Origin of the sequence: Micromonospora sp. WMMC264, from assembly GCF_027497275.1 — a bacterium.
GTDB lineage: Bacteria > Actinomycetota > Actinomycetes > Mycobacteriales > Micromonosporaceae > Micromonospora > Micromonospora chalcea.
Window position 1 is genome coordinate 3,742,856 of record NZ_CP114907.1, and the last position, 22,328, is coordinate 3,765,183.

24 protein-coding genes are annotated in these 22,328 nt (G+C 74.1%); 13 read left to right on the forward strand and 11 right to left on the reverse strand.

Annotated elements, in window-relative coordinates; genetic code table 11:
- Positions 1-46: 46 nt before the first annotated feature.
- A complete protein-coding gene (locus tag O7542_RS16040; protein WP_069089984.1) occupies positions 47-661 on the reverse strand; it encodes a dihydrofolate reductase family protein in 615 nt (204 codons plus the stop codon).
- Positions 662-819: 158 nt separating this feature from the next.
- Between O7542_RS16040 and O7542_RS16045 the strand changes: the two genes are divergently transcribed.
- Entirely contained in the window at positions 820-1,182 is a 363-nt protein-coding gene (locus O7542_RS16045; RefSeq protein WP_043325166.1) for a hypothetical protein, read from the forward strand.
- A 45-nt stretch (positions 1,183-1,227) separates the two neighbouring features.
- Here the strand turns inward: O7542_RS16045 and O7542_RS16050 are convergent, their stop codons facing one another.
- Positions 1,228-1,965 carry a VOC family protein gene (locus O7542_RS16050; protein ID WP_281604813.1) on the reverse strand — a complete coding sequence of 246 codons (738 nt, stop codon included), beginning with the start codon at positions 1,963-1,965 and terminating at the stop codon, positions 1,228-1,230.
- 144 nt (positions 1,966-2,109) lie between these two features.
- Here O7542_RS16050 and O7542_RS16055 point away from each other — a divergent pair, with 144 nt between their 5' ends.
- A complete protein-coding gene (locus tag O7542_RS16055) occupies positions 2,110-2,535 on the forward strand; it encodes a hypothetical protein (RefSeq protein ID WP_187693334.1) in 426 nt (141 codons plus the stop codon).
- A gap of 8 nt (positions 2,536-2,543) precedes the next feature.
- Here the strand turns inward: O7542_RS16055 and O7542_RS16060 are convergent, their stop codons facing one another.
- Complete coding sequence (locus tag O7542_RS16060) at positions 2,544-3,497, reverse strand: FAD-dependent oxidoreductase (protein ID WP_281604814.1); 954 nt, start codon at positions 3,495-3,497, stop codon at positions 2,544-2,546.
- A gap of 92 nt (positions 3,498-3,589) precedes the next feature.
- On the reverse strand, positions 3,590-4,300 hold the full coding sequence (locus O7542_RS16065) for a hypothetical protein (RefSeq protein ID WP_104115274.1): 711 nt from the start codon (positions 4,298-4,300) through the stop codon (positions 3,590-3,592).
- Positions 4,301-4,498: 198 nt separating this feature from the next.
- Between O7542_RS16065 and O7542_RS16070 the strand changes: the two genes are divergently transcribed.
- The 5 genes from O7542_RS16070 (at position 4,499) to O7542_RS16090 (ending at position 6,968) form a co-directional block, all read left to right on the forward strand.
- Positions 4,499-4,948, forward strand: a complete 450-nt coding sequence (locus O7542_RS16070) for a MarR family transcriptional regulator (protein WP_043325171.1) — start codon at positions 4,499-4,501, stop codon at positions 4,946-4,948.
- Entirely contained in the window at positions 4,945-5,760 is an 816-nt protein-coding gene (locus tag O7542_RS16075; protein WP_281604815.1) for an NAD(P)-dependent oxidoreductase, read from the forward strand. The genes O7542_RS16070 and O7542_RS16075 overlap by 4 nt, the downstream gene beginning before the upstream one ends.
- Before the next feature lie 62 nt (positions 5,761-5,822).
- Complete coding sequence (locus tag O7542_RS16080) at positions 5,823-6,155, forward strand: metalloregulator ArsR/SmtB family transcription factor (protein WP_064447430.1); 333 nt, start codon at positions 5,823-5,825, stop codon at positions 6,153-6,155.
- On the forward strand, positions 6,152-6,628 hold the full coding sequence (locus tag O7542_RS16085) for an SRPBCC domain-containing protein (RefSeq protein WP_043325174.1): 477 nt from the start codon (positions 6,152-6,154) through the stop codon (positions 6,626-6,628). Before O7542_RS16080 ends, O7542_RS16085 begins: the two co-directional genes overlap by 4 nt.
- The gene (locus O7542_RS16090) at positions 6,606-6,968 is read left to right on the forward strand and encodes a nuclear transport factor 2 family protein (RefSeq protein ID WP_043325175.1); all 363 of its coding nucleotides are present in this window, start codon (positions 6,606-6,608) and stop codon (positions 6,966-6,968) included. Before O7542_RS16085 ends, O7542_RS16090 begins: the two co-directional genes overlap by 23 nt.
- Here the strand turns inward: O7542_RS16090 and ftrA are convergent.
- Positions 6,941-7,933, reverse strand: coding sequence for a transcriptional regulator FtrA (gene ftrA, locus O7542_RS16095; protein ID WP_281604816.1), 993 nt, complete (start codon positions 7,931-7,933; stop codon positions 6,941-6,943). The genes O7542_RS16090 and ftrA overlap by 28 nt on opposite strands.
- A gap of 62 nt (positions 7,934-7,995) precedes the next feature.
- Between ftrA and O7542_RS16100 the strand changes: the two genes are divergently transcribed.
- Together O7542_RS16100 and O7542_RS16105 are read left to right on the forward strand one after the other, a co-directional pair.
- On the forward strand, positions 7,996-8,460 hold the full coding sequence (locus tag O7542_RS16100; protein WP_281604817.1) for a rhodanese-like domain-containing protein: 465 nt from the start codon (positions 7,996-7,998) through the stop codon (positions 8,458-8,460).
- Between the two features lie 55 nt (positions 8,461-8,515).
- A complete protein-coding gene (locus O7542_RS16105) occupies positions 8,516-9,094 on the forward strand; it encodes a dihydrofolate reductase family protein (RefSeq protein WP_043325178.1) in 579 nt (192 codons plus the stop codon).
- On the opposite strand, the gene O7542_RS16110 is transcribed toward O7542_RS16105, so the two are convergent.
- The 3 genes from O7542_RS16110 to O7542_RS16120 form a co-directional block, all read right to left on the reverse strand.
- Entirely contained in the window at positions 9,076-9,786 is a 711-nt protein-coding gene (locus tag O7542_RS16110) for a helix-turn-helix domain-containing protein (RefSeq protein WP_043325179.1), read from the reverse strand. The genes O7542_RS16105 and O7542_RS16110 overlap by 19 nt on opposite strands.
- A gap of 72 nt (positions 9,787-9,858) precedes the next feature.
- Positions 9,859-10,371 carry a hypothetical protein gene (locus O7542_RS16115; protein ID WP_274477933.1) on the reverse strand — a complete coding sequence of 171 codons (513 nt, stop codon included), beginning with the start codon at positions 10,369-10,371 and terminating at the stop codon, positions 9,859-9,861.
- Between the two features lie 27 nt (positions 10,372-10,398).
- Positions 10,399-11,292, reverse strand: coding sequence for a sulfotransferase domain-containing protein (locus O7542_RS16120; protein ID WP_064447423.1), 894 nt, complete (start codon positions 11,290-11,292; stop codon positions 10,399-10,401).
- Between the two features lie 242 nt (positions 11,293-11,534).
- On the opposite strand from O7542_RS16120, the gene O7542_RS16125 reads away from it, so the two are divergent.
- Together O7542_RS16125 and O7542_RS16130 are read left to right on the forward strand one after the other, a co-directional pair.
- Positions 11,535-14,807 (forward strand): hypothetical protein, encoded by a 3,273-nt coding sequence (locus O7542_RS16125; protein WP_281604818.1) that lies wholly within the window; start codon positions 11,535-11,537, stop codon positions 14,805-14,807.
- Between the two features lie 45 nt (positions 14,808-14,852).
- The gene (locus O7542_RS16130) at positions 14,853-15,278 is read left to right on the forward strand and encodes a VOC family protein (protein WP_166457565.1); all 426 of its coding nucleotides are present in this window, start codon (positions 14,853-14,855) and stop codon (positions 15,276-15,278) included.
- 3 nt (positions 15,279-15,281) lie between these two features.
- On the opposite strand, the gene O7542_RS16135 is transcribed toward O7542_RS16130, so the two are convergent.
- Positions 15,282-16,256, reverse strand: coding sequence for a BtrH N-terminal domain-containing protein (locus O7542_RS16135; protein WP_281604819.1), 975 nt, complete (start codon positions 16,254-16,256; stop codon positions 15,282-15,284).
- Positions 16,257-16,267: 11 nt separating this feature from the next.
- Positions 16,268-17,404: a DUF3800 domain-containing protein gene (locus tag O7542_RS16140; RefSeq protein ID WP_281604820.1), complete on the reverse strand. Its 1,137-nt coding sequence runs from the start codon at positions 17,402-17,404 to the stop codon at positions 16,268-16,270.
- A 93-nt stretch (positions 17,405-17,497) separates the two neighbouring features.
- Here O7542_RS16140 and O7542_RS16145 point away from each other — a divergent pair, with 93 nt between their 5' ends.
- Both O7542_RS16145 and O7542_RS16150 read left to right on the forward strand, forming a co-directional pair.
- Positions 17,498-18,439 (forward strand): ATP-binding cassette domain-containing protein, encoded by a 942-nt coding sequence (locus tag O7542_RS16145; RefSeq protein ID WP_281604821.1) that lies wholly within the window; start codon positions 17,498-17,500, stop codon positions 18,437-18,439.
- Positions 18,436-19,182, forward strand: coding sequence for an ABC transporter permease (locus O7542_RS16150; RefSeq protein ID WP_281604822.1), 747 nt, complete (start codon positions 18,436-18,438; stop codon positions 19,180-19,182). Before O7542_RS16145 ends, O7542_RS16150 begins: the two co-directional genes overlap by 4 nt.
- Here O7542_RS16150 and O7542_RS16155 read toward each other — a convergent pair.
- Entirely contained in the window at positions 19,166-22,291 is a 3,126-nt protein-coding gene (locus tag O7542_RS16155; protein ID WP_281604823.1) for a BTAD domain-containing putative transcriptional regulator, read from the reverse strand. The two genes, O7542_RS16150 and O7542_RS16155, sit on opposite strands and share 17 nt — an antisense overlap.
- Positions 22,292-22,328 lie beyond the last annotated feature (37 nt).

Consider the following 22,328-nt stretch of genomic DNA (forward strand, 5'->3'; position numbering starts at 1 on the left):
GGCGGATCCTTTCACGGCACGCCGGGCCGCCACCGCCCCGTGATCGTCAGCTGCCGGCCGGCACCTGGTCCTTGATGTCGTCGTACCCGGCCGCGCCCGGCGCCGGCGCCGGGGTGTAGATCACCCGGATCACGCCGGTCGGGTACGCCTCCGTCGCGGCCACCCGCAGGTGGTACGGCGCGTCGCCCTCGTCGAACAGCCGGCGGCCCTTGCGGGCGGCGACCGGGTGCACCAGCAGCCGCAGCTCGTCCACCAGGCCCGCGGCGAGCAGTTGCTGCACCACCGAGATCGAGCCGGGAATGAGGATGCCCTTGATGCCGGCGTCGGCCTTGAGCGCGCGCACGGCGTCGGTCAGGTCGCCCTGGATCAGCTCCGAGTTGCGCCAGGAGAACTCCAGCGGCTGGCGGGACACGACGACCTTGCGCATGTCGCCGAGCTGCTTGGCGAACGGCGCGTCCTCACCGCCGGCGGCCTCCCGGTCCGGCCAGGCGCCGGCGAAGCTGTCGTACGTCTCCCGGCCGATCAGCAGCACGTCGGAGGTGTCGTAGTCCTCGGTGACGGCGCGGCCCATGTTGTCGTCGAAGTACGGGAAGTGCCAGTCGGGGTCGATCTCGGCGACACCGTCGGCCGAGATGAACAGCGTGGAGATGACTTTGGCCATCGCGGTGCTCCCTACCTGTCTGTCTGGGATGTCGAAGGGTGGACCGCCGAGGCTTCGCGAACTCATCGCACCCGCTGTCGATTCTGCTGCCGAAACCCGATGGCCGGTCGCGGCGCGCCGCCGGTACGGTGCCATGACCGTGGCAGAAGGGGTGCGTGGTGACGGAGACGACGACGCTGTGGCGCCCGACCGGCCCACGGGAGCTCGACCTCGTCCGCGCCTCCGGCTGGCGGGCCTGGCCGCCGCGGCTGCCGGACCAGCCGATCTTCTACCCGGTGCTCAACGAGCAGTACGCCGTCATGATCGCCCGGGACTGGAACGTGCCGGCGTCCGGCGCCGGCTACGTGACGCGCTTCCACGTCGAGCGCGCGTTCGCCGCCCGCTACCCGGTCCGGCAGGTGGGTGGCCGGGACATCCTGGAGCTGTGGGTGCCGGCCGAGGAGCTCGACGAGTTCAACCGGCACATCGTCGGGCCGATCGAGGTGGTCCACGAGTTCCGGGCGGAGAACCGGCCGGCCTGACCGACGCCGGGCGGGCGGTCGTACCCGCCCGGCGCCGCCAGCGGGTCAGCCCGGGGTGAGGACGCAGAACTCGTTGCCCTCCGGGTCGACGAGCACCCGCCACGGGATGTCGGCCCCGCCCAGGTCCGCGTCGGCGGCGCCGAGCGTCCGCAGGCGGGCGACCTCGGCGTCCAGGTCGTCCGACGGGTACGGGCGGACGTCGAGGTGGACGCGGTTCCACCCGGTCTTCGCGTCGGCGCTGCGGGCGAACCGCACGTACGGGCCGACGCCCTGAGCGGAGCGCAACACCGCCTGCCGGTCGGTCACCTCGTGCAAGGTCCAGTCGGTGGCCCGGCCCCAGAAGTCCGCCATGGCGCGCGGGTCGGCGCAGTCGACCACTACCTCGCCGATCGGCCCGGTGTCCGCGTGCCGCGGGTCCGGCTCGCGTACGCAGAACTCGTTGCCCTCCGGGTCCGCCAGGACCGTCCACGGCACGTCGCCCTGGCCCACGTCTGCGGGGGTGGCGCCGAGCGCGGTCAGGCGCGCGACCAGCTCCGTGTGGTGCGCGGGCGAGGTGGTCGCGAGGTCGACGTGGACGCGGTTCTTCGCCGTCTTGGGCTCGGTGGAGACGACGAGGTCGACGTAGAGGGCGCGGGGGTCCGGGTAGGTGAGGCCCGCGGGTTCGAGGTTCGTCACGCCGGGTTCCTCGCTGGAGATCTCCCAGCCGAGCACCTTCGCCCAGAAATCACCGAGCGCGACCTCGTCGTGTGCCTTCATGTTGATCTGTACGAGCCGGGTTGCCATGGCGGCGATGGTAGGTGCCGCGCCGGGTCGCCGTGGTCCCGGCAGGTGGTCAGGAATCGAGAAGCGGGCGCCCACCGCCGGGCCATAGCGTTGCTGCCAGGCGGTCGGCACCACGCGGACCGCGAGTCACGAGGGGGGATCGAGATGTCCGACGGGTTCACTGCCGAGGAACGCGCCGCGATGAAGGAGCGCGCGGCCGAGCTGCGCGCCGAGGGCAGGAAGGGCGCGAAGAAGGCCGACGACCTGCAGGCGGTGCTCGACCGGATCGCGCAGATGGCGCCGGAGGACCGGAAGCTGGCCGAGCGCGTGCACGCCACGATCACCGCCGCCGCACCGGAGCTGGCGCCGAAGACCTGGTACGGCATGCCCGCGTACGCCAACGCCGCCGGCAAGATCGTCGTGTTCTTCCAGGACGCGGGGAAGTTCAAGTACCGCTACTCGACGGTGGGCTTCCAGGAGGCGGCGAACCTCGACGACGGCGACATGTGGCCGGCGTCGTTCGCGCTGGTGCGGTGGAGCCCGGAGGTGGAGAAGAAGCTCGCCGAGCTGGTGCGTACCGCCGTGTCCTGACCGTGCCGTCAGGCGGACGGCGCGGCGCCGAGGGCGAGCGCGGCGGCGTCGCGGGCGCAGCCCCAGGACAGCATCACGCCGTTGCCCGCGTGGCCGTAGTTGTGCACGACGAGCGCGTCGCCGCGCCGCTGCGCCGCCACGCGCGGCGCCGCCCGGCCGGGACGCAGCCCGACTGTGTGTTCGAGGACCTCGGCGGCGGCCAGGGCGGGTTCGATCGCGACGCACCGGGCGAGGACGTCGGCCTCCTCGGCCGGATCGGGGGTGGTGTCGTCGCTGCGTCGCTGGCCGCCGCCGAGCACCACGTGGTCGCCGTGCGGGAAGATCGACGCCCAGGCCGGCGCCATCGGCGCCTCCATGAAGAACCGTTCCAGGCCGGGGTTGCGCACCACGATCCGGGGGCCGCGCACCGGGTACAGGCCGGTGTCGCCGGTCAGGGCCCGCGCCGCCAGCCCGGCGCAGTTGACCACCACCGGGGCCAGCGTCGCCGCCTCGTCCAGCGAGCCGACCGGCTCCTGGCGCACCTCGCCGCCGCCGTCGCGGAGTCGCTCCAGGAGGTACGCGAGGTAGACCGGCATGTCGACCAGCGGCAGGCGGACGGTGAACGCGGTGCCGAAGCCGGCCGGCCGCTCGTCGTCGCCGAGCTGCCGGAAGCCCGGCGTCTGCTCGGCGTACGGGGGCGTCGCCCCGGCCGGCCGGGCGGCGAGCGTGCCGTCGCGCCACACCACGCCCGGCATGGGCTCGGCGCCGAGCACCCGCAGCGTCTCGTCGGTCCAGGCGCGTTGCGGGTCGCCGGGTGGCGACAGGTTCGGGCCGACGAGCGCCGACGCCAGCGCCGAGGTGGTGCGGGCAGGCGGCGCCGCCGTGCGGACGAGCACCCGGGCGCCGCTCTCGGCCAGCCGGATGCCGGTGCTGAGCCCGCTCACGCCGGCTCCGAGGACGACGACGTCCGGATGTACGGTCATGGCGGGCCCCCATCGCGTCGCGGCTGCGGTCGCCCGCCCATTCTGCCCGGCGATCCCGCTCCCGTTTGCCCCGTCCGGCCGCCGTCAGTCGCTCAGCGCTGCCAGGAGTCGAGGCCGCGGACCGCGGCGGCGGCGATGTCGTCGGACAGGCCGGGGTCGTTGCTGGTGCCCTCCCAGCCCTGGTCGTGCACGACGGTGACCGCGTCGGCGACCCGGATCACGATGATCTGGCTGGTGGCCTGCCCTTCGGCCGGGCTGCCGTCGAGGCCGGTAGCCGGTCGCGTCACCGTCACCAGCAGGGCTTCGTCGCCGGTTCGGGCCATCGGCTCGGACCGGACGGTGACGGTGCCGCCCGACTCCTGGAACGACCGACAGGACTCCATCGCCCCGCGGACCCGGCGCAGGTAGTCGGCGGCGCCGGTGCCCTCGAACGCGAAGACGGTCTGGTGCAGCGTGCCGAAGGGGACGTTCTCCGGCGGATCCGTCGGCTTCTTGTAGGCGCTCGTCATGGCGGCGCTCGCGGTGACCGACCGTCCGCCGCTGCGGAACTCCTGGTCGCACAACTCGGGCAGCGCGTCGGTGACCTCCATCGGCTGCGCCTCGGTCTTGCGCAGCTCCGGTGGCAGGTCGGCGAAGGCGGACGTCGGGATCGTCACGCGCCCGCCGGACGACTGCGACGTCTCCGGCGTCGCGGGGGCGGTGGCCGAGGTCGCGCTCGGGTCCGCGGCGCCGCCGTCGTCCCCACCGCCGTCGCCGCACGCGCCGGCCAGCAGCGCGGTGACGAGCAGGGGTACGCCAAGCATCCGCCTACGGCGACTCGGTGTCCTCATGTCGACCTCCGTCCCGTGCCCGTCCCGACGACGTTCCCGATGCCACGCCGCCCGAAACGGCGTGCCAGTCCCCTGCTCCCCCAACTGCCGGGCGCCCCGTGGCGTTCCGGCGCGCAGCCACCTCTTGACATGTCGTTAGGCACCTGACAATGTTGTCAGGTGCCTAACGACATGAACGCCTACGAGCTGGCCGCTCCGGGCGTCTGGGCGAAGAAATACTTCCTCGCCAGCCGGGCCCTGATGGAGTCCGTGCTGCGCCCCTACGATCTCGGGAACACCCAGTGGTACGTGTTGTACCGGCTGAGTGAGGGCCGGCCGGTCGGCCAGCGCACCCTCACCCGCGAACTGGAGGTCGAACGGGCGACCCTCAGCGCGGTGATCGCGGCGCTCGTCCGCAAAGGCCTGATCGAACAGGTGCCCGACCCGGACGACCAGCGTCAGAAACAGCTGCACATCACGCCGGCCGGCGTGAACCTGTGGAACTCGCTCCCCGATCCGATGGCGTTGATCGCGGAGGTCGCCTTCGGCGGGGTCGACCCCGCGGACATCGAGACCATGAATCGCGTCCTCAGCGGCGCGACCAGACGACTGATCGACTACCGGAAGGAGCACGGGTCATGACCGTTCTCGTGACCGGCGGAACGGGCCTGGTCGGCCCCCGCCTGCTCGGGCGACTCACCGCGGCGGGTATCGAGTGCCGCGCCCTCGTCCGTCCCGGAAAAGCAGTGCCCGACGGCGTACGGCGCGTCGAGGGTGACGTCCTCAGCCCCGAATCCCTGCCGGCAGCCGTGGAAGCCGTCACCGCGGTCATCCACCTGGCCGCCGTCTTCCGCACCCGCGACGACGAGCAGATCTGGGCCGTCAACCGTGACGGCACCCGCAACCTGATCGCCGCCGTCGAGAAGCACGCGCCGCAGGCCCGGTTCCTGCTGGCCAGCACCTCCCACGTCTACGGCGCCGACAGCACCCACCCCGGGCGTGAGGACGACCCCGTCGCGCCGACGCTGGCCTACCCCGCCAGCAAGATCGAAGCCGAGCAGCTGCTTCGCGCCAGCGGGCTCACCTGGGGCATCCTGCGCCTTCCCTTCATCTACGGCGACCGGGACGGGCACCTCGAATCGTTGCCCGAACTCGCGGCCGGCATGGGGTGGCACCCGGCACAGAGGCTGAGCGTCTGCCACCACGCCGACATCGCCACGGCGTTCGCACTGGCCCTCACGGGCGCGTTCGACAACCGCACCGTCAACATCGCCGACGAGTCGCCCCTGAGCATCTACGAGATGTCCCAGCTCGTCGGCTACTCCTACGGCTCCTCCGCCGAACCGCTCCGTCAGCCGTGGCGGGGGCAGATGGACATCAGCCTCGCCCGCAGCCTCGGCTTCACACCGACGATCAGCACCATCTACGAGGCCGTCCGCAGCGGCGCGCTCTGACCCGGCGCCAGCATAAACAAATGGTTGTTTGCGCAAACCTGTATTTGCGCTAGCGTGAGGGCATGCGCTCCGATCCGGACCTCGATCTCGCCTTCGCCGCGCTCGGCGACCCGGTCCGCCGCGCCCTGGTGACCCGCCTCGCGCGCGGGGAGGCCACCGTGGGCGAGCTGGGTGAGCCGTTCGACCTGACGCCGCAGGCGATCTCCCACCACGTCGGCGTGCTGCGCCGGTGCGGCCTGGTCGAGCAGCGGCGGGAGGGCACCCGGCGACCCTGCCGGCTGCGCGTCGACCAGCTCACCCGGCTCGGCTCGTGGATCGACGAGCAACGCCGCGCCTGGGACGACCGTCTCGACGCGCTGGAGACGCACCTCTCCGACCCGGAGGCGACCCGGTGAGGACGCGCGTCGAACGGCACGGCGACGAGCTGATCGCCCGGCGGCACCTGCCCGCCGCGCCGGACCGGGTCTGGGCGGCCTTCACCTCGCCGGCGAGCATCGCCGCGTTCTGGGGCGGTTCGCACGCCAGCGTGCCGCCGGGCTCGGTGACCGTCGACCTGCGGCCGGGCGGGGAGTTCGCCCTCGACACACGCGCGCCGGACGGCCGGACCGGGCGGCTCCGGTTCGTCTACGTCAGCGTGGACCCGCCACGGGAGCTGGTCTTCGACGAGCCGGTCACCGGCCTGCGTACGACCGTCACGCTCCGGCCCGCGCGCGACGGCACCGACCTCACGGTGCACCAGCGCAAGCTTCCGCCCGAGTTGCGTACCGATCAGGCCGCGGACGGGCTCGCCTCGATCCTCGACGCGCTCGCCGCCCACCTCCGACACCACGACGATGGAGACGACAGTGCCCCGAGCAACCCAGCGTGACCTGGTCGCGGAATACTTCGCCGGCTTCCGGGCGAGCGACCACGAGCGCATCCTCGCCACCCTCACCGACGACGTGGAGTGGGTCATCCACGGCCACCGCACCACCCGCGGCCGGGCCGAGTTCGACGGCGAGATCGAGAACCCCGCGTTCACCGGCAGTCCACGGCTCGACGTCGAGCGCGTGATCGAGGACGGGCCGGTCGTCGTGGTCACCGGCGAGGGCCGGGGCGCCACCGTCGCGCACGGGCCGTTCCGCTTCGCCTTCAACGACCTGTTCACGTTCCGGGACGGGCTCATCGCCCGCGTCGACTCCTACGTCGTACCGCTGCCCGGGGCGTGAGCGCCGCCTGACGCCCCGGTGAAGGCCCGCCGGTACGCCGACGGCGAGGTCCGCATCGCGGCGGTGAAGTGGTGCCGGAACGTCACCGCCGTCTCGAACCCCACAGTGGCGGCGACCTCCTCGATCGGCGCGCTCGTCGTCTCCAGCAGCGGCAGGCTGGCCTGGACGCGCCGGTCGATCAGCCAGCGGATCGGCGTGGTGCCGGTGGCCCGCGCGAAGTGCCGCAGGTACGTGCGGGGCGACATGTGCGCCTGCCGGGCCAGCCGGGCCACGGTGATCTCGGCGGTCAGGTTCGCCAGCGCCCACGACATGCTCGCGGCGAGCCGGTCGTCGCCGGGGTCGGCCGGGACCGGCGCCTCGACGAACTGCGCCTGGCCGCCGTCGCGGTGCGGCGGTACGACCAGCCGGCGGGCGACCGCGTTGGCGATCGTCGGCCCGTGGTCGCGGCGTACCAGGTGGACGCAGAGGTCGAGACCGGCAGCGCTGCCGGCGCCGGTGAGGACGTCCCCGTCGTCGACGTACAGCACGTCCGGGTCGACGCGTACCGCCGGGTGCCGCCGGGCGAGCAGGTCGGCGTACCGCCAGTGGGTGGTGGCCCGGCGGCCGTCGAGCAGGCCCGCGCCGGCCAGGGCGAACGCGCCCGAGCAGATCGACACGATCCGGGCGCCCCGCCGGTGCGCGGCACGCAACGCGGCGGTCAGCCGGGGCGACGGGTCGGCGTGCACGTCGGCGACGCCGGGCACGATCAGCGTGCCGGCGCCGGCGAACACGTCGAGGCCGTGGTCGGTGTGCAGCGTGGCGCCGCCGACCAGCCGCACCGCGCCGGGTGTCTCCGCGCAGACGGTCAGCTCGTACCAGGGCACGTCGAACTCCGGGCGGGGCAGGCCGAAGACCTCGGTGACGATCCCGGTCTCGAACACCGACATGCCCTCGTACGCCAGCACCGCCACAGTGGCACGGTTCATGGCGGGATGTTAGCGAAGGGCGGCGCTCACGCCACTGGGGCGGCCGGACGGCGGTCGGCACGATGGGTGCCATGTCGAACGTCCTGCGCATTCCCGCCGCCCGCCCCGCCGACGCCGTCGCCCACTACGCGGCCCGGCTCTCCTTCCAGGCCGACGTCAGCGACGTGCACGCCGATCTGGAAGCGGGCGTGACCGGCCTGGTCGTGGTCGACTCGCGCAGCCTCCCGGCGTGGCGGCAGGGGCACATCCCCGGCGCCGTCCACCTGCCCACCGCGCAGATCGCCGACCGGGCCGCCGAGCTGATCCCGGCGGACGCCACAGTGGTCACCTACTGCTGGGGACCGGGCTGCGACGGCGCCACCCGTGCGGCGCTGGAGTTCGCCCGGCTCGGCCGGCCGGTCAAGGAGATGATCGGCGGATACGAGTACTGGGTGCGGGAGGGCTTCCCGGTACGCACCGACGCGGGGCTCGTCCGCCGGCCCGCCGACGACCTCACCGCGCCGGCCGGGGCGTCGTGCGGCTGCTGAGGGCGTGTCGGTTCCGTACAAGACACCGGGTGGCGGGCGTTCCTAGCATTGCCGCATGCGTGATCTTGTCTACACCGGATTCATGTCGCTCGATGGCGTGGTGGACTCCCCCGGCGGCGGCCCGGGCGAGGACCACCGCAGCGGCGGCTGGGTCGTCAAGGACGTCGAGTTCCTGCCCGAGGCGTTCTCCCTCAAGGGCGAGGAGCTGGAGCAGACCACGGCGCTGATGTTCGGGCGGCGCAGCTACGAGGCGTTCGCGCCGACCTGGCGCGACTCCGAGGACCACGCCGCCTACCGGGACCTGCCGAAGTACGTGGTGTCGTCCAGCCTGCCCGACGACGCGCTGGTCGACGGCTGGGGACCGACGACGATCCTGCGCTCCACCGCCGACGTGGCCGCGCTCAAGCGGGGCGACGGCGGCGACATCTTCATCCACGGCAGCGCGGAACTCGCCCGCCGTCTCGCCGAGGCGGACCTGATCGAGCGGTACCACCTGCTCGTCTTCCCGGTGCTGCTCGGCGCCGGCAAGGGCCTGTTCACCCGGGCGGACCGGGACCGGCAGACGCTGCGGCTGCGCGACAGCGCCGCCTACCCCAACGGCGTCGTCAAGCTGATCTACGACGTGACCCGCTGAGCCGGGTCCAGCGCGATCGCGCCACCGGCGCCCGCGCGCAGCTCACCGGCCGTCCGTCCGACGTACCGGCGCAGCGCGCGGGCCAGGTGCGGCTCGTCCACGTACCCGAAGGTGGTGACCGCGTCGGCGGGCGGGCCGCCCGCGGCCAGCAGCACGGCGGCGCGGCGCGCGCGGTCGATCTGCCGCACCGCGCCCCGGGTCAGCCCGGTCGCGGCCCGGAAGCGGCGTTCGAGGGTACGCGGTGACGCCGGTGGACGGCCGCCGCGCAGGGTCTCGGTGACGAGCGGGTCGCGGACCACCACGCCAGCCCGGACCAGCCGCTCGACCAGGGCCTCGGCGTCGTCCGGGCCGGGTGTCTCCCACCAACCGCCGTCGAGGCGGAACGTCCGGCGGCTCACGTCGGGCAGCTCGGCGCCGCTGTCCACAAGCTCAGGCGTGGGTACGAGCCGCAGCGAGGTGCCGACCGCGAACTCGATACCGACGAAGCTCGCGCCCTCGGGCACCGGCGCGGCGCCGGTGGCGGTCTCGGGGCCGGAGACGGCCGCGTAGGAGCGCCCGTCGCGCTGCCAGAACACGAGCCCCCAGCACGGCGTCGCCACCGAGGTCATCTCGTCGACCCGGTCGCTGACGCAGGTCCACACGGTGTCGATCCAGGCCGAGTCGGACGCGCGCGTGGTGAACCGCAGCTCCACGGCAGGAGCATACGGCGACCACGGGGTACGAGCAGTCGGGCGCCCGGGGAACGGCCGTTTTGGCTCTCCGACTCAGTCGCGCAAACCCATCGCCCGGCGGATCGGCTCGGCCATCGTCGGATCTGCCAACCTCATGACGCTGATGAAGCCGTTCCAGGTGGTCGCGCCGACGATCACACGCTCGTCCAGCGCCATCATGACGAAGCCGGGTCGCCCCGAAGGGCCTCCCAGGACACCCCAGTCCACGCCCTTGCCGATGACGTCCCATGCGTCGCGCAGCCGCACCCGGGCCCAGTGCGGCCTCGCTGACGGCTCTCCGTCGACCGGCCCGACCGAGACGAGAAAGCACCCCTCTTCGTCGAACAACCGGCCCGTGTACGCGAAGTCCCACCACGCCGCGTTGGCGCCCTCGATCAGGCGGGAGTCGTCGAACATGAACTCGACCTCCTCCCTGCCGTCCTCGGTGGAGCAGGCGGAAAGCATCCAGGCCGCGAAGGCCGGGAGCCCGGCGGAGTCCCAGTGGAAGTCGATTACCTCCACCCCGGCGGTATCCAGGGAGGCAATGATCATCCCCCGGTTCGGCATGCTTCTCACCCAGCCCTGTCGCCCGCACTACCGGGCGGCGGACTCCTGCCCGTTCCGCTCGTCGTCCCGGGCGGGGTAGCCGAGGATCTCCGCGAGGTCACCGGCGGCGGCCGTGTACGCGGCGTAGATGTCGTCGTCGAAGTGGTTGCGCCAGTCGCCGGACGCGCCCTTGCGGTAGTGGGAGATCCGCCCGGGGGTCTCCTTCGACTTCTTCATCTTGGTGAAGCTGTAGCGGGCCAGCAGGGCCTCCAGCTCGGCCGGCGGCAGCGTGATCCCACAGTGCCGCAGAAGCTGGTCGACCTCTTCGGCCTGCCGCTCGCCGGTCAGGTCCTCGTAGCGGAACAGCCGGAACGTCTCGTCGCTCGGCGCGACCGCCCAGGACCGCATCTGCCCGAACTGCTTCTTGTCGCGCAGCCGGTCGATGACGTAGAGCATTCCCTCCTTCTTCGGCAGTTCCTGGAGGGCCTTGCGCGCCTGCGGGATGTCGCCCATCGGGGCGTGCGAGTTGCGCAGCGAGAAGTAGCTGGACACGACCACGTCGCGCGGGTCGCGGATCACGAAGAACGCGCGGTAGCTGCCGGCCTTGGGCACCGCCTCGAACCGCTTGTGGGAGAGGAAGATGGCCAGGCCGATGCGGCCGGCGGGCACCGGCGCGGTCGCGCCGCCGGAGTAGAAGCGCGGGTCGTAGGGCAGCAGCCCGCAGTGGCGGTAGACGGCCGGATCGCTGAACAGCGCCTTGATCCACTGGCTGCCGGTCTTGCGGACGGTGCAGTGGAAGATGTTGGCGAACTCGCTGCGGGCCGCCACCGGAACGGTGAGTCGCATACGGGCGTTGCGCGCTTCCATCTGCGCCCGCCGGGCCTTGACGCGCAGAGAATTCGGCGAATTGTGCTTGGCGAATTCAACGGCCCGATTAATCATTTCCCAACCTCATCCGGACCCCGCGGAGCAGGGGCAGCACGAACACCTTTCCGCACGCCACGCAGGTGAAATCCGCAGACCTCGCCTGCTCCGCCCCGCGCCCCGACGCGCCGCTAGGAATATCCCCGACGGTCCGATTAATGTCAATCCCGGTCACCTGGGAGAACGCTGAAAATCTACAATTTCCATAGGAATTGCGGAATGGGCGTGACGGGCCCCACGGCGACTCGCGCACCGGCACAATGAGCGCCGTGCTCACCCCCGCCCGCGACCTGCTGACCGCCCTCGATCCGCTGTCCCACCGCGACCGGACGCGGCGCCTCGTGGCGTGGGCACGCACCGCGCCCAACCGGGCACAGGTCTGTGCCGACCTGCGCCGGCACGGACCCTACGAGCGGCGTCTCGCGCTGCTCGCCGCGCTGGCGACCCGGGACACCGCGGCCGTCCTGGCCGCGACGTCCGACAGGGATCCGTCGATCGCCGCCACCGCGCTGACCGCCGCCGTGCGGGCCGGCGTGACGCCCGCCGACCTGACCGACCGGCCGGCGGCCACCCGCCGGCGGGTCTACCGGGCGCTGCGCCGCCGCCCGGCGCCGGTCCTCGCCGACGCGCTGATCACCACGGTCCGCGACCGGTTCGGCGACCACGAGGCCGCCGCGCTGCTGCCGGCCTGCGGCGCCGAGACGGTACGCGCCCTGCTGCCCGACCTGGAACACGCGCTGAACCCGGAACGGCTGATGCGCCGGCACGCCGACATCGTGCTCGCACGGGCCGGCGAGCGGCTGGCCACGGCCCCGCCCGAGTCGCGCGGGCGGATCTGGGGCGAGGTCGCCGGCGCGGTGCTGCGGGCTGATCCGGCGCGGGCGCTGGACCTGCTCGACCGGTACGCGCCCGAGGATTCACTGCCCGGCCCGCTCATCGCGTACGGGCGGCTCGCCGCGCACGACGCGAGCCGGGTCGTACGCCTGCTCACGCCGCCGGGGCGCGCGGCCTGGCTGGCCCGGATCGCGCTGCCCCGGGCGCTGCTACGCCGCCTCGCCGCGCTGCCCACCGGCGACCTGATCCCGCTGGCCGCCCGGCTGCGGGAGCACGACCATGCGCTGGCCGCGTTGCTGCGCGCGGTCGCGCCGAGCCGCCGCGCCGAGCTGTACGACGCCGCGCTCGCCGACACCGACACCACCGCGCTGCTGCCGGGCGCCCAGGTGATGGAGGTGCTGCCGGCGGCGGTGCGGGCGCGCGAGGCGGGCCGGGTGCTGACCCTGCCGTCCGTCCGCGAGCGGGAGGAGCAGGTGCGGTTCTGGAGCGCGTACCTGCCGTGGCCGGCGGCGTCCGCGTCGGCGAGCGCGGCGCTGCGCTCGGGCGACGCGGACGAACGGGCGGACGGCTGGCGGCTGCTGGTGGCGGCCGCGCGACGCTCCCGCGACCCGCGCACGGTGGCCCAGGTGGTGGTCCGGCTCGGCCGGCTGCGCAACGAGCAGGACCCGGTACGCGCGGCCGCGCTCACCGCGCTCGCCACTGTGGCGCCGCTGCTCACCGCCACGACCGCGGGCGGGCTGACCGGGCTCACCACCGACGTGGTCGACGCCCGGGACACCTCGGCGGCCACCACCAACGCGTTGAGCCGCCTCGCCGCCGAAACGCTCACGTACCACGTCGACGTGCCGGAACTGGCCGAGTGGGCGCTGCTCACCATCGACCTGGTGAGCAGCGACGCGAACGTGCCGATCCTGCACCGGCTCGACACGGTGCTGCGGCGCGGCCAGGAGACTGTGGTGTTCGGCCGGCTGCGCGACCGGCTCGAGTCCGGCATGACACGCGCGCGGTACGGGCTGCTGTTCGCGCTCACCCACGCGCTCGGCCGCCGCGCCTGGCGCCTGCCCGAGCTCCAGGACCTGCTGCGCCGGGCGATCGGGCCGGACACGCTGCCCCCGGTGGCCCGGACGGCGGTCGCGCTCTGGCTCGCCGACCCGCATACCCGCGCACGGCGCGTCGAGGAGGTCCTCGACGTCGACGCCTCGGCGGTGGCGATCCACGAGGTGTGGACGACGATCTGCACGTCCCGCACCGACCTGCTCGACCGGGTGCTGGACCGGCCCCCGCGCGGCCGGTTCGTGGAGAAGGGAAAGCGGTGGGTGCCCGACACCGCGCCGCACGCCCGGCGATGGCTCCCCCGCCAGCAGGAACGCTTCGTGTCGCTGCAGGCGCGCGTCGTCGCCGACTCCGGTCACCGGGTGTGGCAGCGGGCGGCGGCGGTCCACGCCGCCGCCGTGGTCGGCCCGGCCGGACGGGAGCTGGTGCTGCGCCACCTCGACGCGCCCGAGGTGCCGGTGGCCGAGGCGGCGCTCGGCGCGCTGGTCCGGACCGACCGGCCGGACGAGGCGTTCCCGGTGCTGCTCCGGTACGCCGACAGCGACCGGGCGCGCGTCGCGCTGTACGCCGCGGGGCGGGCCGCACGGCACGTCCCACCGGCCCGGCTCGCCGAACTGCTGGGCGGGGTGCTGACCGGCGCCGCGAAGGTCACCAGCCGCAAGGAGGCCGCCCGGCTCCTGGCCCGCTACGCGCCGGTGGACGTGCTGGCGACGCTCGCCGACACGTACGCCGACCCGGAGACGCACCGCGACGTGCGGGCGGCGATCGTCTCCGCTGCCCGGCAGCGGCTCGGGCCCGAGGCGAGCTGGACCGTGCTGCGGGCGGCGGTGCACGCCGGCCGCGAGGAGCGGCGGGCGGTGCTCGGCGCGTACCCGTCCGGGATCTCGGAACGCCACCGCCGCGCCTACGCGGCGCTGCTCGTGGCGGCGTGCCGGGCCGCGGACCGGGAGGTCCGGCGGGCCGCGTTCGCCGCGCTCGGGGAATGGTGGCCGTGGCTGACCGGCGTCACCGACCTGGTCGTGGACCGGCTCACCGACCCGGACGAGACGACGCCGAGCATCGGGGTGGCGAACCTGCTGCGAGCCGGTGGTGACACGGTCTTCCGGGCCGCGCTGGAGCGGCTGGTCCAGCGGGACGCGGCCGACGACGATCCGGGCGGTCCGGTGACCGACCGGCCCGCCCGGCGGCGGATCGAGCTGCTCGCGATCGGTGCGGCTCTGTGGTCCGCCAGCCGGCCCGCCGGCGCCGACCGGGCCGGGCTGGTCGCGGCCGCGCGGTGGCTCGCCGGCCGGGAGGGCTTCATGGGTACGGCCACCCGGCTGCTCGTCGACCTCGGCCGGCTGGACAACCTGGACGAGGTCGCCGCGCTCTGCGCCGGCCGCCCGGTGGTAGCGGTCCGCACCGCCGAACACGTCGGCCACCGGCTGCGCGACCTGCGGCAGCGGCCCGACCCGGCGGTACTCGCCGACACGGTGGCCCACCTCGGCGGGCGCGGCGACCTCGCCGGCGGGCTGTTCGCGGTGGCGCTCGTCGCACACGGGTCGGAGTTCGGCTGGAAGACGCCGTGGCGGGACCTGCTGATCGGGTTGCGCCGCCATCCGGACACCGACGTGCGGGAGGCGGCGTACACGCTCGACATGAGCTGACCAGGCCGGACGTCGCCCTATGCTCGGGGCGTGACGCTTCAGCGGATGGACCACGTCAGCGTCGTGGTGGACGACCTGCCGGCCGCGATCGCCTTCTTCACCGAACTCGGCATGGAGGTGGAGGGCGAGATGCCGGTCGAGGGGGCCTGGGTGGACCGGGTCAACGGCATCGACGGCGTGCGTGTCGACATCGCGATGATGCGGACGCCGGACGGCCACGGCAAGCTCGAACTGACGCGGTTCCGGGCGCCGGCACTCGTCGCCGCCGAACCGCCGGCCGCGCCGCCGAACACGCTCGGCCTGCGGTCAGTCATGTTCGCCGTCGACGACGTCGACGACACGGTGGCCCGGCTGCGGGCCCACGGCGGTGAGCTGATCGGTGAGGTGGCGGACTACGGGGACGTCTACCGGCTGTGCTACCTGCGCGGCCCGGCGGGCGTCATCGTGGCGCTGGCCGAGCAGCTGAGCTGACGCCTACCGCGCGTCGACCGCGGCCAGCACCGTCATCGCCTCGCGTTCGCGTACGGCCAGGTCGGCCAGGACCGCCGACGCGCGGGCCAGGTGGCCGGCGTCGCCGGTCCGCCCGGCGGTGGCGATGTGGTCGGCGACGGCGGTCCACAGCGGCGCGATGTCGGCGTACATCAGCTGCGCCCGGCGCAGGTGGGCGTCGCCGGTGACGGTGGCGGCCTCGGCGAGGAAGTCCCGGTACATGGCGCGGAACAGCGCGCCGCCGGTGCCGCCGCGTTCCATCAGCGTCGCGGCGAGCGGCAGGTCACGTGCCGGGTCGGCGGCGCGGTCCAGCCAGCGGGTCACCCGGGCGGCGGCGGTGGCGATCCCCCGGTGGCCGAGGTTGGCGATCGGCGGGTCGAGGAACGCCCCGGCGTTGGCGCGAACCGCCGCGCGGATCGCCGTGCCCAGGTCCGGCGGACCGCCGGGCGCGGTGAGCGTGTACGACAGGTGGCGCGCGGTCATCGGCCCCCGCGCGGCACGGGCCCGGGCCAGGCTGTCCAGCGTGGTGGTCACCGCGCCGCCCTGCTGGGCGGTGTCGACCAGGTAGGCGTGGGTGTCGTCGTAGCCATAGATCGCGACGGTGTGCCCACCGAAGTGGACCCGGGTGGTGAAGTAGTCCAGGTGGTACGAGTCCAGTTGCAGGCCGACCGGCTGCCCGGCGTCCAGCGCGTCGGTGACGTCGCGCCACGCCTTCGCCGCCGACGTCGTCTCCCGTACCCGAAGGTCCAGGCCGAGGCGGTCGGCGGCGGCGCGGGTCACGCACAGCGGCTTGGTGCGCCCGCCGAGGAACGGCACGTCCATGCTCTTGGCGTCCCAGTAGACGAAGCCGAGCCCCTCGCCGAGGCCGAACAGCATGGGCTCGGAGAGGTCCAGGCCCGCGTGCCGGGTCAGCACGCCGAGCGTGGTGGTCTCGCAGTGCACCCCGGGGCGAGGCGTCACGCCACTCAGGATCACGTAGCCTCCTGTTCCGCCGGCACGGCTGCGGCGTTCGCGCCGGGCGGGGACAGCAGCGGGCGCAACGGCCCGTCGCCGGGGACGCCGGGCATCCGGCGGGCCACCCCGGCGAGCAGGTCGGCGGCCTGGACGCGCGGGTCGTCGCGCGAGTCGGTCATCACCAGTCCGGCCAGCGGCGACGGGCCGGCCGGGTCGCTGGCGGCCAGCGCCGCCTGGAGGCGGCGGAGCCGGTCCTCGGTGAGCGCGCTCTGCTCGTCGTGGATCACCAGCACCCGCCGCCGGCCGGCGCTCCAGTGCAGGACGGTCTCGGCCAGCGCCGGCAGCAGCGGTTCCAGCGGTGGCGGAATCGTCCGGTCACCCGCGTACAACCGGGCCTGCACCGCTGCCACGCGGGCCGGGTCGAGCGCGTCGAGGACCGCGCCGGCCCGCGTGTCGTCGACGTGGCGCCGCAGCACGTCGCGCGCGGCGAAGAACCGCTCGACGCTACGGTCGTCCGCGCGGTCCCGCCGCTTGGTGCGCAGCATCTCGACCACTGCGGCGAGGAAGGCCGCCCAGTCGGGCCCGGCCGCCCGCCCGGCCCGGTGCAGCGCCGCCGCGGCCGGACGCCGGTCACCGGCGAGGCGAGTGCCCGCCGCGTACGAGGGCTCGGCCAGCAGCAGGTCGACGACCCGGGTGGCGAGGAAGAACTCCTTGTCGACGAGGTGCACGTGGGCCCGGCCGCGTAGCGCGGACAGGAACCACTGCACCGCCTCGGCGGCTTCGCGGCGGCGCAGGAACTGCCGGGACTTGACCTCGTCGGGCGAGAACCGGAACCCGGACCGCAGCGTACGGATCAGCTCGGCGGCTTCGTCGCGGCCCAGGTCGACGCTGGCGTGGACGATCACCGGGGTGGCCGGGTCGAGCAGGTTGGTGCCGGAGAATCCGGACTCGTCGCAGGCGATCTCCCGCACCGCGCCGGTCAGCGCCTCGCCGGGTGGCAGCCCGCCCTGAAGCGGCAGCCTCGCACCCGTCGAACCGGCCATGCCGACATGCTCGCCGACCTGGCGCGCCGGGGCCAGCCGATTCGGCGACGCCGGGACGGGAGCAGCCCGGTCGGCGGCGTCGAGCGCCTCCCGGAACGTCTCCCGATCCACGGCGGGACCGTACGCCGCCCCACCGACAAGCTGTCAGCGGCCGTGTCAGCGCCGTGTCAGGGCGGTGGCGGTACGGCCGCCCATGGTGGTCGCATGACGAGTTCAGCGATAGCGGTCTCCGGGCTGCGCAAGGCGTACAAGGACCGGGTGGTGCTCGACGGCATCGACCTGGACGTCCCCGCCGGCACGATCTTCTCCCTCCTCGGCCCGAACGGGGCCGGCAAGACCACGACCGTGAACATCCTGACCACGCTGATCCGCGCCGACGCCGGATCGGTGCGGGTCGCCGGGCATGACGTGGTCACCGAGGCCAGGGCGGTACGCGCGGCGATCGGCGTGACCGGGCAGTTCGCGGCGGTGGACGAACTGCTCACCGGGCGGGAGAACCTGCAACTGATGGTCGACCTCGGGCCGCGCAACCGGGTGACCGGCAAGCGGGTCGTCGCCGAACTGCTGGAACGGTTCGACCTGGTCGAGGCCGCCGACAAGCTGGTGTCGACGTACTCCGGGGGCATGCGCCGCAAACTGGACCTCGCGATGACGCTGGTCGGCGAGCCGCGGATCATCTTCCTGGACGAGCCGACGACCGGGCTGGACCCGCGCAGCCGCCGCACCATGTGGTCGATCATCAGGGAGCTGGTCGCAGGCGGCGTGACAGTCTTCCTCACCACCCAGTACCTCGACGAGGCCGACCGCCTCGCCGACCGGATCGCGGTGCTCGACCAGGGCCGGCTGGTCGCCCAGGGCACGCCGGAGGAGCTGAAGCGCCGGATCCCCGGCACGCACGTGCGGTTGCGGTTCGGCACCGGCGCCGAACTGGACGCGGCGGCGCTGGTGCTGCCCGAGGCGGTACGCGACGAGGAGGCGCTGGCCCTGCGCGTGCCCACCGACGGCGGAACGGCGGCGCTGCGCGCCCTGCTCGACCGGCTCGACGCGCACGCGATCAGCGCCGACGACCTGTCCGTCCAGACCCCCGACCTCGACGACGTCTTCCTGGCCCTGACCGGCCGTACCCCGGAGGTGGCCGCCAAATGAGCAGCAACCACTCGGTCGTCATGCTGCGCCGCAACCTGACGCACCTGCGCCGCAACCCGACCTCGGTGTTCAACGCCGTGCTGATGCCGATCATCGTGATGCTGATGTTCGTCTACATGCTCGGCGACGCGTTCTCCGTCGGCGTCGACTACGTCGACTACGCGACGCCGGGCCTGATGCTGCTGGCGGTCTGCTACGGCCTCGGCGGCACCGCGACGTCGGTGAACTCCGACATGACCAAGGGCATCATCAACCGGTTCAAGGTCATGCACGTGTCCCGGGGCGCGGTGCTGACCGGCCACGTCGTGGCCACCGTGCTGACGAACGTCCTCGCGGTCGCGGCCCTGGTCGGGGTGGCGTTCCTGCTCGGCTTCCGCCCGGCCGCCGAGCCGCTGCACTGGCTCGGCGCGGCTGGCGTGGTGGTGCTGCTCAGCGTCGCGGTCAGCTGGTTCACCGTCGCGCTGGGCCTGTTCGCCAAGTCGCCGGAGTCGGCGGGCATGGCCTCCGTGCCGCTGGTCCTGCTGCCGTTCTTCAGCAGCGCGATCGTGCCCGCCGACAAGATGGGGCCGGGCGTGCGGCAGTTCGCCGAGTACCAGCCGTTCACGCCGATCATCGAGACGCTGCGCGGCCTGCTCGAGGGCGCACCGTCGGCCGGCGACGTGATCCCCGCGCTCGCCTGGTGCGCCGGCATCGCGGTGGTCGGCTACCTGTGGGCGCGGTCCACGTTCACGAAGCGAGCGTGACCTCGACCAGTCGCTCCCAGCCGGTCTCCCGGCCCTGCGCGACCGCCTCGGCGAACCCCGCGTCGCCGAGGCGGTCGCGCGCCGCCGCCTCGATCCGGGGCACGTCGGGGTGGGTGCGGTCGGGCTGGCCGCGTACCGCGGTGGCGGCGCCGAGCAGCCGCGCCGCCTGGTCCGGCCGGTCCAGCCGCACCGCCAGGTCCGCGACACCGACGAGCACCTGCGCGGTCAGCGGCGCGTAGCCGCCCTCGCGCGCCGCGCGGCACGCCGCCGCCCGATGGGTACGCGACAGCTCGACGTCCTCGGCCAGGTAACCCAGCAGATCCTGGGTGCCCGCCCGGACACTGGCCAGGTCCGCCTCGTCGCCGAGCAGCGCCGACACGGACCGCAGCTGCGCGTACGCCTCGTCCGCGTCACCGTCGTGGCGGGCCAGGTACGCCCGGACCAGCGCCAGTTCGGCCAGCGCCCCCGGCCAGGCGACCCCGGCGGCGAGCCGGTGCGCCTCGGCCAGCGCGTCGGCGCTCGCCGCCTCGTCGCCGCCCAGCCGGTACAGCCAGGACAGCCGTGCCCGCATCCGGATCACGTCCTCGACGGCGCCGACCTCGGTGACCGCCGTGACCGCCTGCTCGTAGTAGTCGCAGGCGGCGGCGACGTCACCGCGCACGGCGATCAGCTCGGCCAGCTCACTGAGCGCGAACGAGATCCCGAAGCGTTCGCCCACCGCCCGGAACTCGGCGAGCGCCTGCCGCAGGCACGCCTCCGCCTGCGCCGCCTCCATGCCGAGGATGACCCGCAGCTTGCCCAGGTGCAGCCGGGCCAGCGCGCGTACCCACGGGTCGTCGTGGTCGAGCAGCGACTCCCAGGCGGGCAGCAGCGCGTCCGGCTCCCGCAGCATCCGCTCCATCGGCACGACCAGGGCCAGCTCCGGGTGGCCGCCGCGGCCCTCCCCGCTCAGCCGGTACGCCTTGTGGATCCACTCGGCCGCGTGCTGCGCGTCGCCCGGCCCGGAGCTGAGGAACAGCACCACCAGTCCGTACACCACGGCCCGGGTGTCGTCGGGCACCTCACCGGGCGCCTCGGTGGCCGCGGTGATCAGTTCCATGCCCTCGGTGCGGTGTCCGCCGAGCCACCAGTACCAGCCGGCGCCGGCCGCGAGCCGCATCGCCTCGGGTCCCTCACCCGCGGCGAGCGCGCCACGCATCGCGGCGGTGATGTTGTCGTGTTCGGCGTCCAGCCGGGCGAGCCAGGTGAGCTGGTCGGCGCGGCGCAGCCGCGGCTCGGCGGTCTCGGCCAGCGCGGTGAAGTACGCCAGGTGCGCGCGGCGCGCGGTGTCCGCCTCCCCCGCCTCGGCGAGCCGCTGCGCGGCGTACTCCTTGATCGTGCCGAGCATCCGGTAGCGCGGCGCGACGTCGCCGGCGGCGACCAGCAGCGACTTCTCGGTCAGCGCGGTGAGCAGGTCGAGCACGTCGCCCGGCGCGACGGCACCGCCGGCGCAGACCCGCTCGGCCGCGTCCAGGCCCGCCCCGCCGGAGAACACCGACAGCCGGCGGAGCACCGCGCGTTCGGCGTCGCTGAGCAGTTCCCAGCTCCAGTCGACCATCGCGCGCAACGTCCGGTGCCGGGGCAGGGCGGTCCGGCTGCCGCCGGTGAGCAGCCGGAACCGGTCGTCGAGCCGGGTGGCGAGCTGGTCGACGGACATGGCGCGCAACCGTGCCGCGGCCAGCTCGATGGCCAGCGGCATGCCGTCGAGCGCGCGGCAGATCCGCGCCATGGTCACCGACGTGTGGCCGTCGTACGCCAGGTCGCGGCGGACGGCGGCGGCCCGGTCCCGCAGCAGGCGCACGGCGGGCGACGACTCGACCTCGGTGGCAGCGGCGTCGCCGCCGGGCAGGCCCAGCGGCGCGACCGGCCACAACGCCTCCCCGGTGATGCCCAGCGGCTCCCGGCTGGTGGCCAGGATCCGCAGCCGCCGGCACTCGCCGAGCAGCCGGTACGCCAGCGTCGCCGCCGCCTCGACGACGTGTTCGCAGTTGTCCAGGATCAGCAGCATCTCCCGGTCCCGGATCGCCGCCACCAGCCGGTCGAGCGGTTCCGCGCTGCCCGCGTCGCCGAGCAGCGCGTCCCGCAGGCCGAGCCCGGAGATCGTCGCCTGCACCACGTCCCCGTCGGCGCTGACGGCCGCGAACTCCACCAGCCACACGCCGTCCGGCAGGTCGCCGGTCAACCGGCGCCCGGTCTCGGTGGCCAGCCTGGTCTTCCCCGAGCCGCCCGGGCCGGTGAGCGTGGTGAGCCGGTGTTCGGCCACCAGCGCACCGACCGCAGCGAGGTCGGCGTCCCGGCCGACGAAGCTGGTCAGCTCGGCGCGCAGGTTGGTCCGGCGGGTGTCCTCCCGGCGTACCGTCTCGCCGCGCAGCAGCGCGACGTGCAGCGCCGACAGTTCCGGGGACGGGTCGGCGCCCAAGGCGTCGGCGAGCGCGTCGGCGGTGCGCCGGTAGACGAGCAGCGCCTCGGTGTCCCGGCCGCCCGCGACGAGCGCGCGCATCAGCGCCATGGCGAGCCGCTCGCGCACCGGATGGGCGGCCACCAGGTCGGTCAGCTCCGGGATCAGGTCGGGCCCGGTCTCCGCGTCGTACCGGTCCTCGGTTGCGGTCAGGCGCAGCCGTTCCAGCCGGGTGGCCGCCGCGTCGAGCGCCGGGCTGTCGGGCAGGCCGATGTCGCGCAGCGCGTCGCCGCGCCACAGCCCGAGCGCCTCGCGCAGCAGCCGTACCCGCTGCGGCCCGTCGCCGTCGCGGGCCCGCAGCAGCAGGCGTTCGAACCGTACGGCGTCGACGGCGTCGGGCTCGACGGCGAGCCGGTAGCCGTCGGGCAACCCGTCGACGACGCCCGCCGGCAGCGCCTTGCGCAGCCGGGAGACGAGGCGTTGCAGCGCGTTGGCGGCGTCGGCGGGCGGGTGCTCGCCCCAGATCCAGTCGACGAGCGTCGCCTTCGGAACCACCCGGCCGGGCTGGAGCGCGAGGGCGGCCAGCAGCCCGCGCAGCCGCGCGCCCGGCACGTCGGCCGGGACGCCGCCGTCGAGGGTGACCTGGAACGGCCCGAGCAACCCGATCTGCACCCGGCCGATCCTGCCACGCCCCGCGGTTCGATCCGGT

What these genes read in the sequence shown, in the direction of transcription:
- O7542_RS16040 (WP_069089984.1), bottom strand. Translation starts at nt 661, where the DNA reads ATGGCCAAAGTCATCTCCACGCTGTTCATCTCGGCCGACGGTGTCGCC.
- O7542_RS16050 (WP_281604813.1), bottom strand. Translation starts at nt 1,965, where the DNA reads ATGGCAACCCGGCTCGTACAGATCAACATGAAGGCACACGACGAGGTC.
- O7542_RS16055 (WP_187693334.1), top strand. Translation starts at nt 2,110, where the DNA reads ATGTCCGACGGGTTCACTGCCGAGGAACGCGCCGCGATGAAGGAGCGC.
- O7542_RS16060 (WP_281604814.1), bottom strand. Translation starts at nt 3,497, where the DNA reads ATGACCGTACATCCGGACGTCGTCGTCCTCGGAGCCGGCGTGAGCGGG.
- O7542_RS16065 (WP_104115274.1), bottom strand. Translation starts at nt 4,300, where the DNA reads ATGCTTGGCGTACCCCTGCTCGTCACCGCGCTGCTGGCCGGCGCGTGC.
- O7542_RS16070 (WP_043325171.1), top strand. Translation starts at nt 4,499, where the DNA reads ATGAACGCCTACGAGCTGGCCGCTCCGGGCGTCTGGGCGAAGAAATAC.
- O7542_RS16075 (WP_281604815.1), top strand. Translation starts at nt 4,945, where the DNA reads ATGACCGTTCTCGTGACCGGCGGAACGGGCCTGGTCGGCCCCCGCCTG.
- O7542_RS16080 (WP_064447430.1), top strand. Translation starts at nt 5,823, where the DNA reads ATGCGCTCCGATCCGGACCTCGATCTCGCCTTCGCCGCGCTCGGCGAC.
- ftrA (WP_281604816.1), bottom strand. Translation starts at nt 7,933, where the DNA reads ATGAACCGTGCCACTGTGGCGGTGCTGGCGTACGAGGGCATGTCGGTG.
- O7542_RS16100 (WP_281604817.1), top strand. Translation starts at nt 7,996, where the DNA reads ATGGGTGCCATGTCGAACGTCCTGCGCATTCCCGCCGCCCGCCCCGCC.
- O7542_RS16105 (WP_043325178.1), top strand. Translation starts at nt 8,516, where the DNA reads ATGCGTGATCTTGTCTACACCGGATTCATGTCGCTCGATGGCGTGGTG.
- O7542_RS16115 (WP_274477933.1), bottom strand. Translation starts at nt 10,371, where the DNA reads ATGCCGAACCGGGGGATGATCATTGCCTCCCTGGATACCGCCGGGGTG.
- O7542_RS16120 (WP_064447423.1), bottom strand. Translation starts at nt 11,292, where the DNA reads ATGATTAATCGGGCCGTTGAATTCGCCAAGCACAATTCGCCGAATTCT.
- O7542_RS16125 (WP_281604818.1), top strand. Translation starts at nt 11,535, where the DNA reads ATGAGCGCCGTGCTCACCCCCGCCCGCGACCTGCTGACCGCCCTCGAT.
- O7542_RS16130 (WP_166457565.1), top strand. Translation starts at nt 14,853, where the DNA reads ATGGACCACGTCAGCGTCGTGGTGGACGACCTGCCGGCCGCGATCGCC.
- O7542_RS16145 (WP_281604821.1), top strand. Translation starts at nt 17,498, where the DNA reads ATGACGAGTTCAGCGATAGCGGTCTCCGGGCTGCGCAAGGCGTACAAG.
- O7542_RS16150 (WP_281604822.1), top strand. Translation starts at nt 18,436, where the DNA reads ATGAGCAGCAACCACTCGGTCGTCATGCTGCGCCGCAACCTGACGCAC.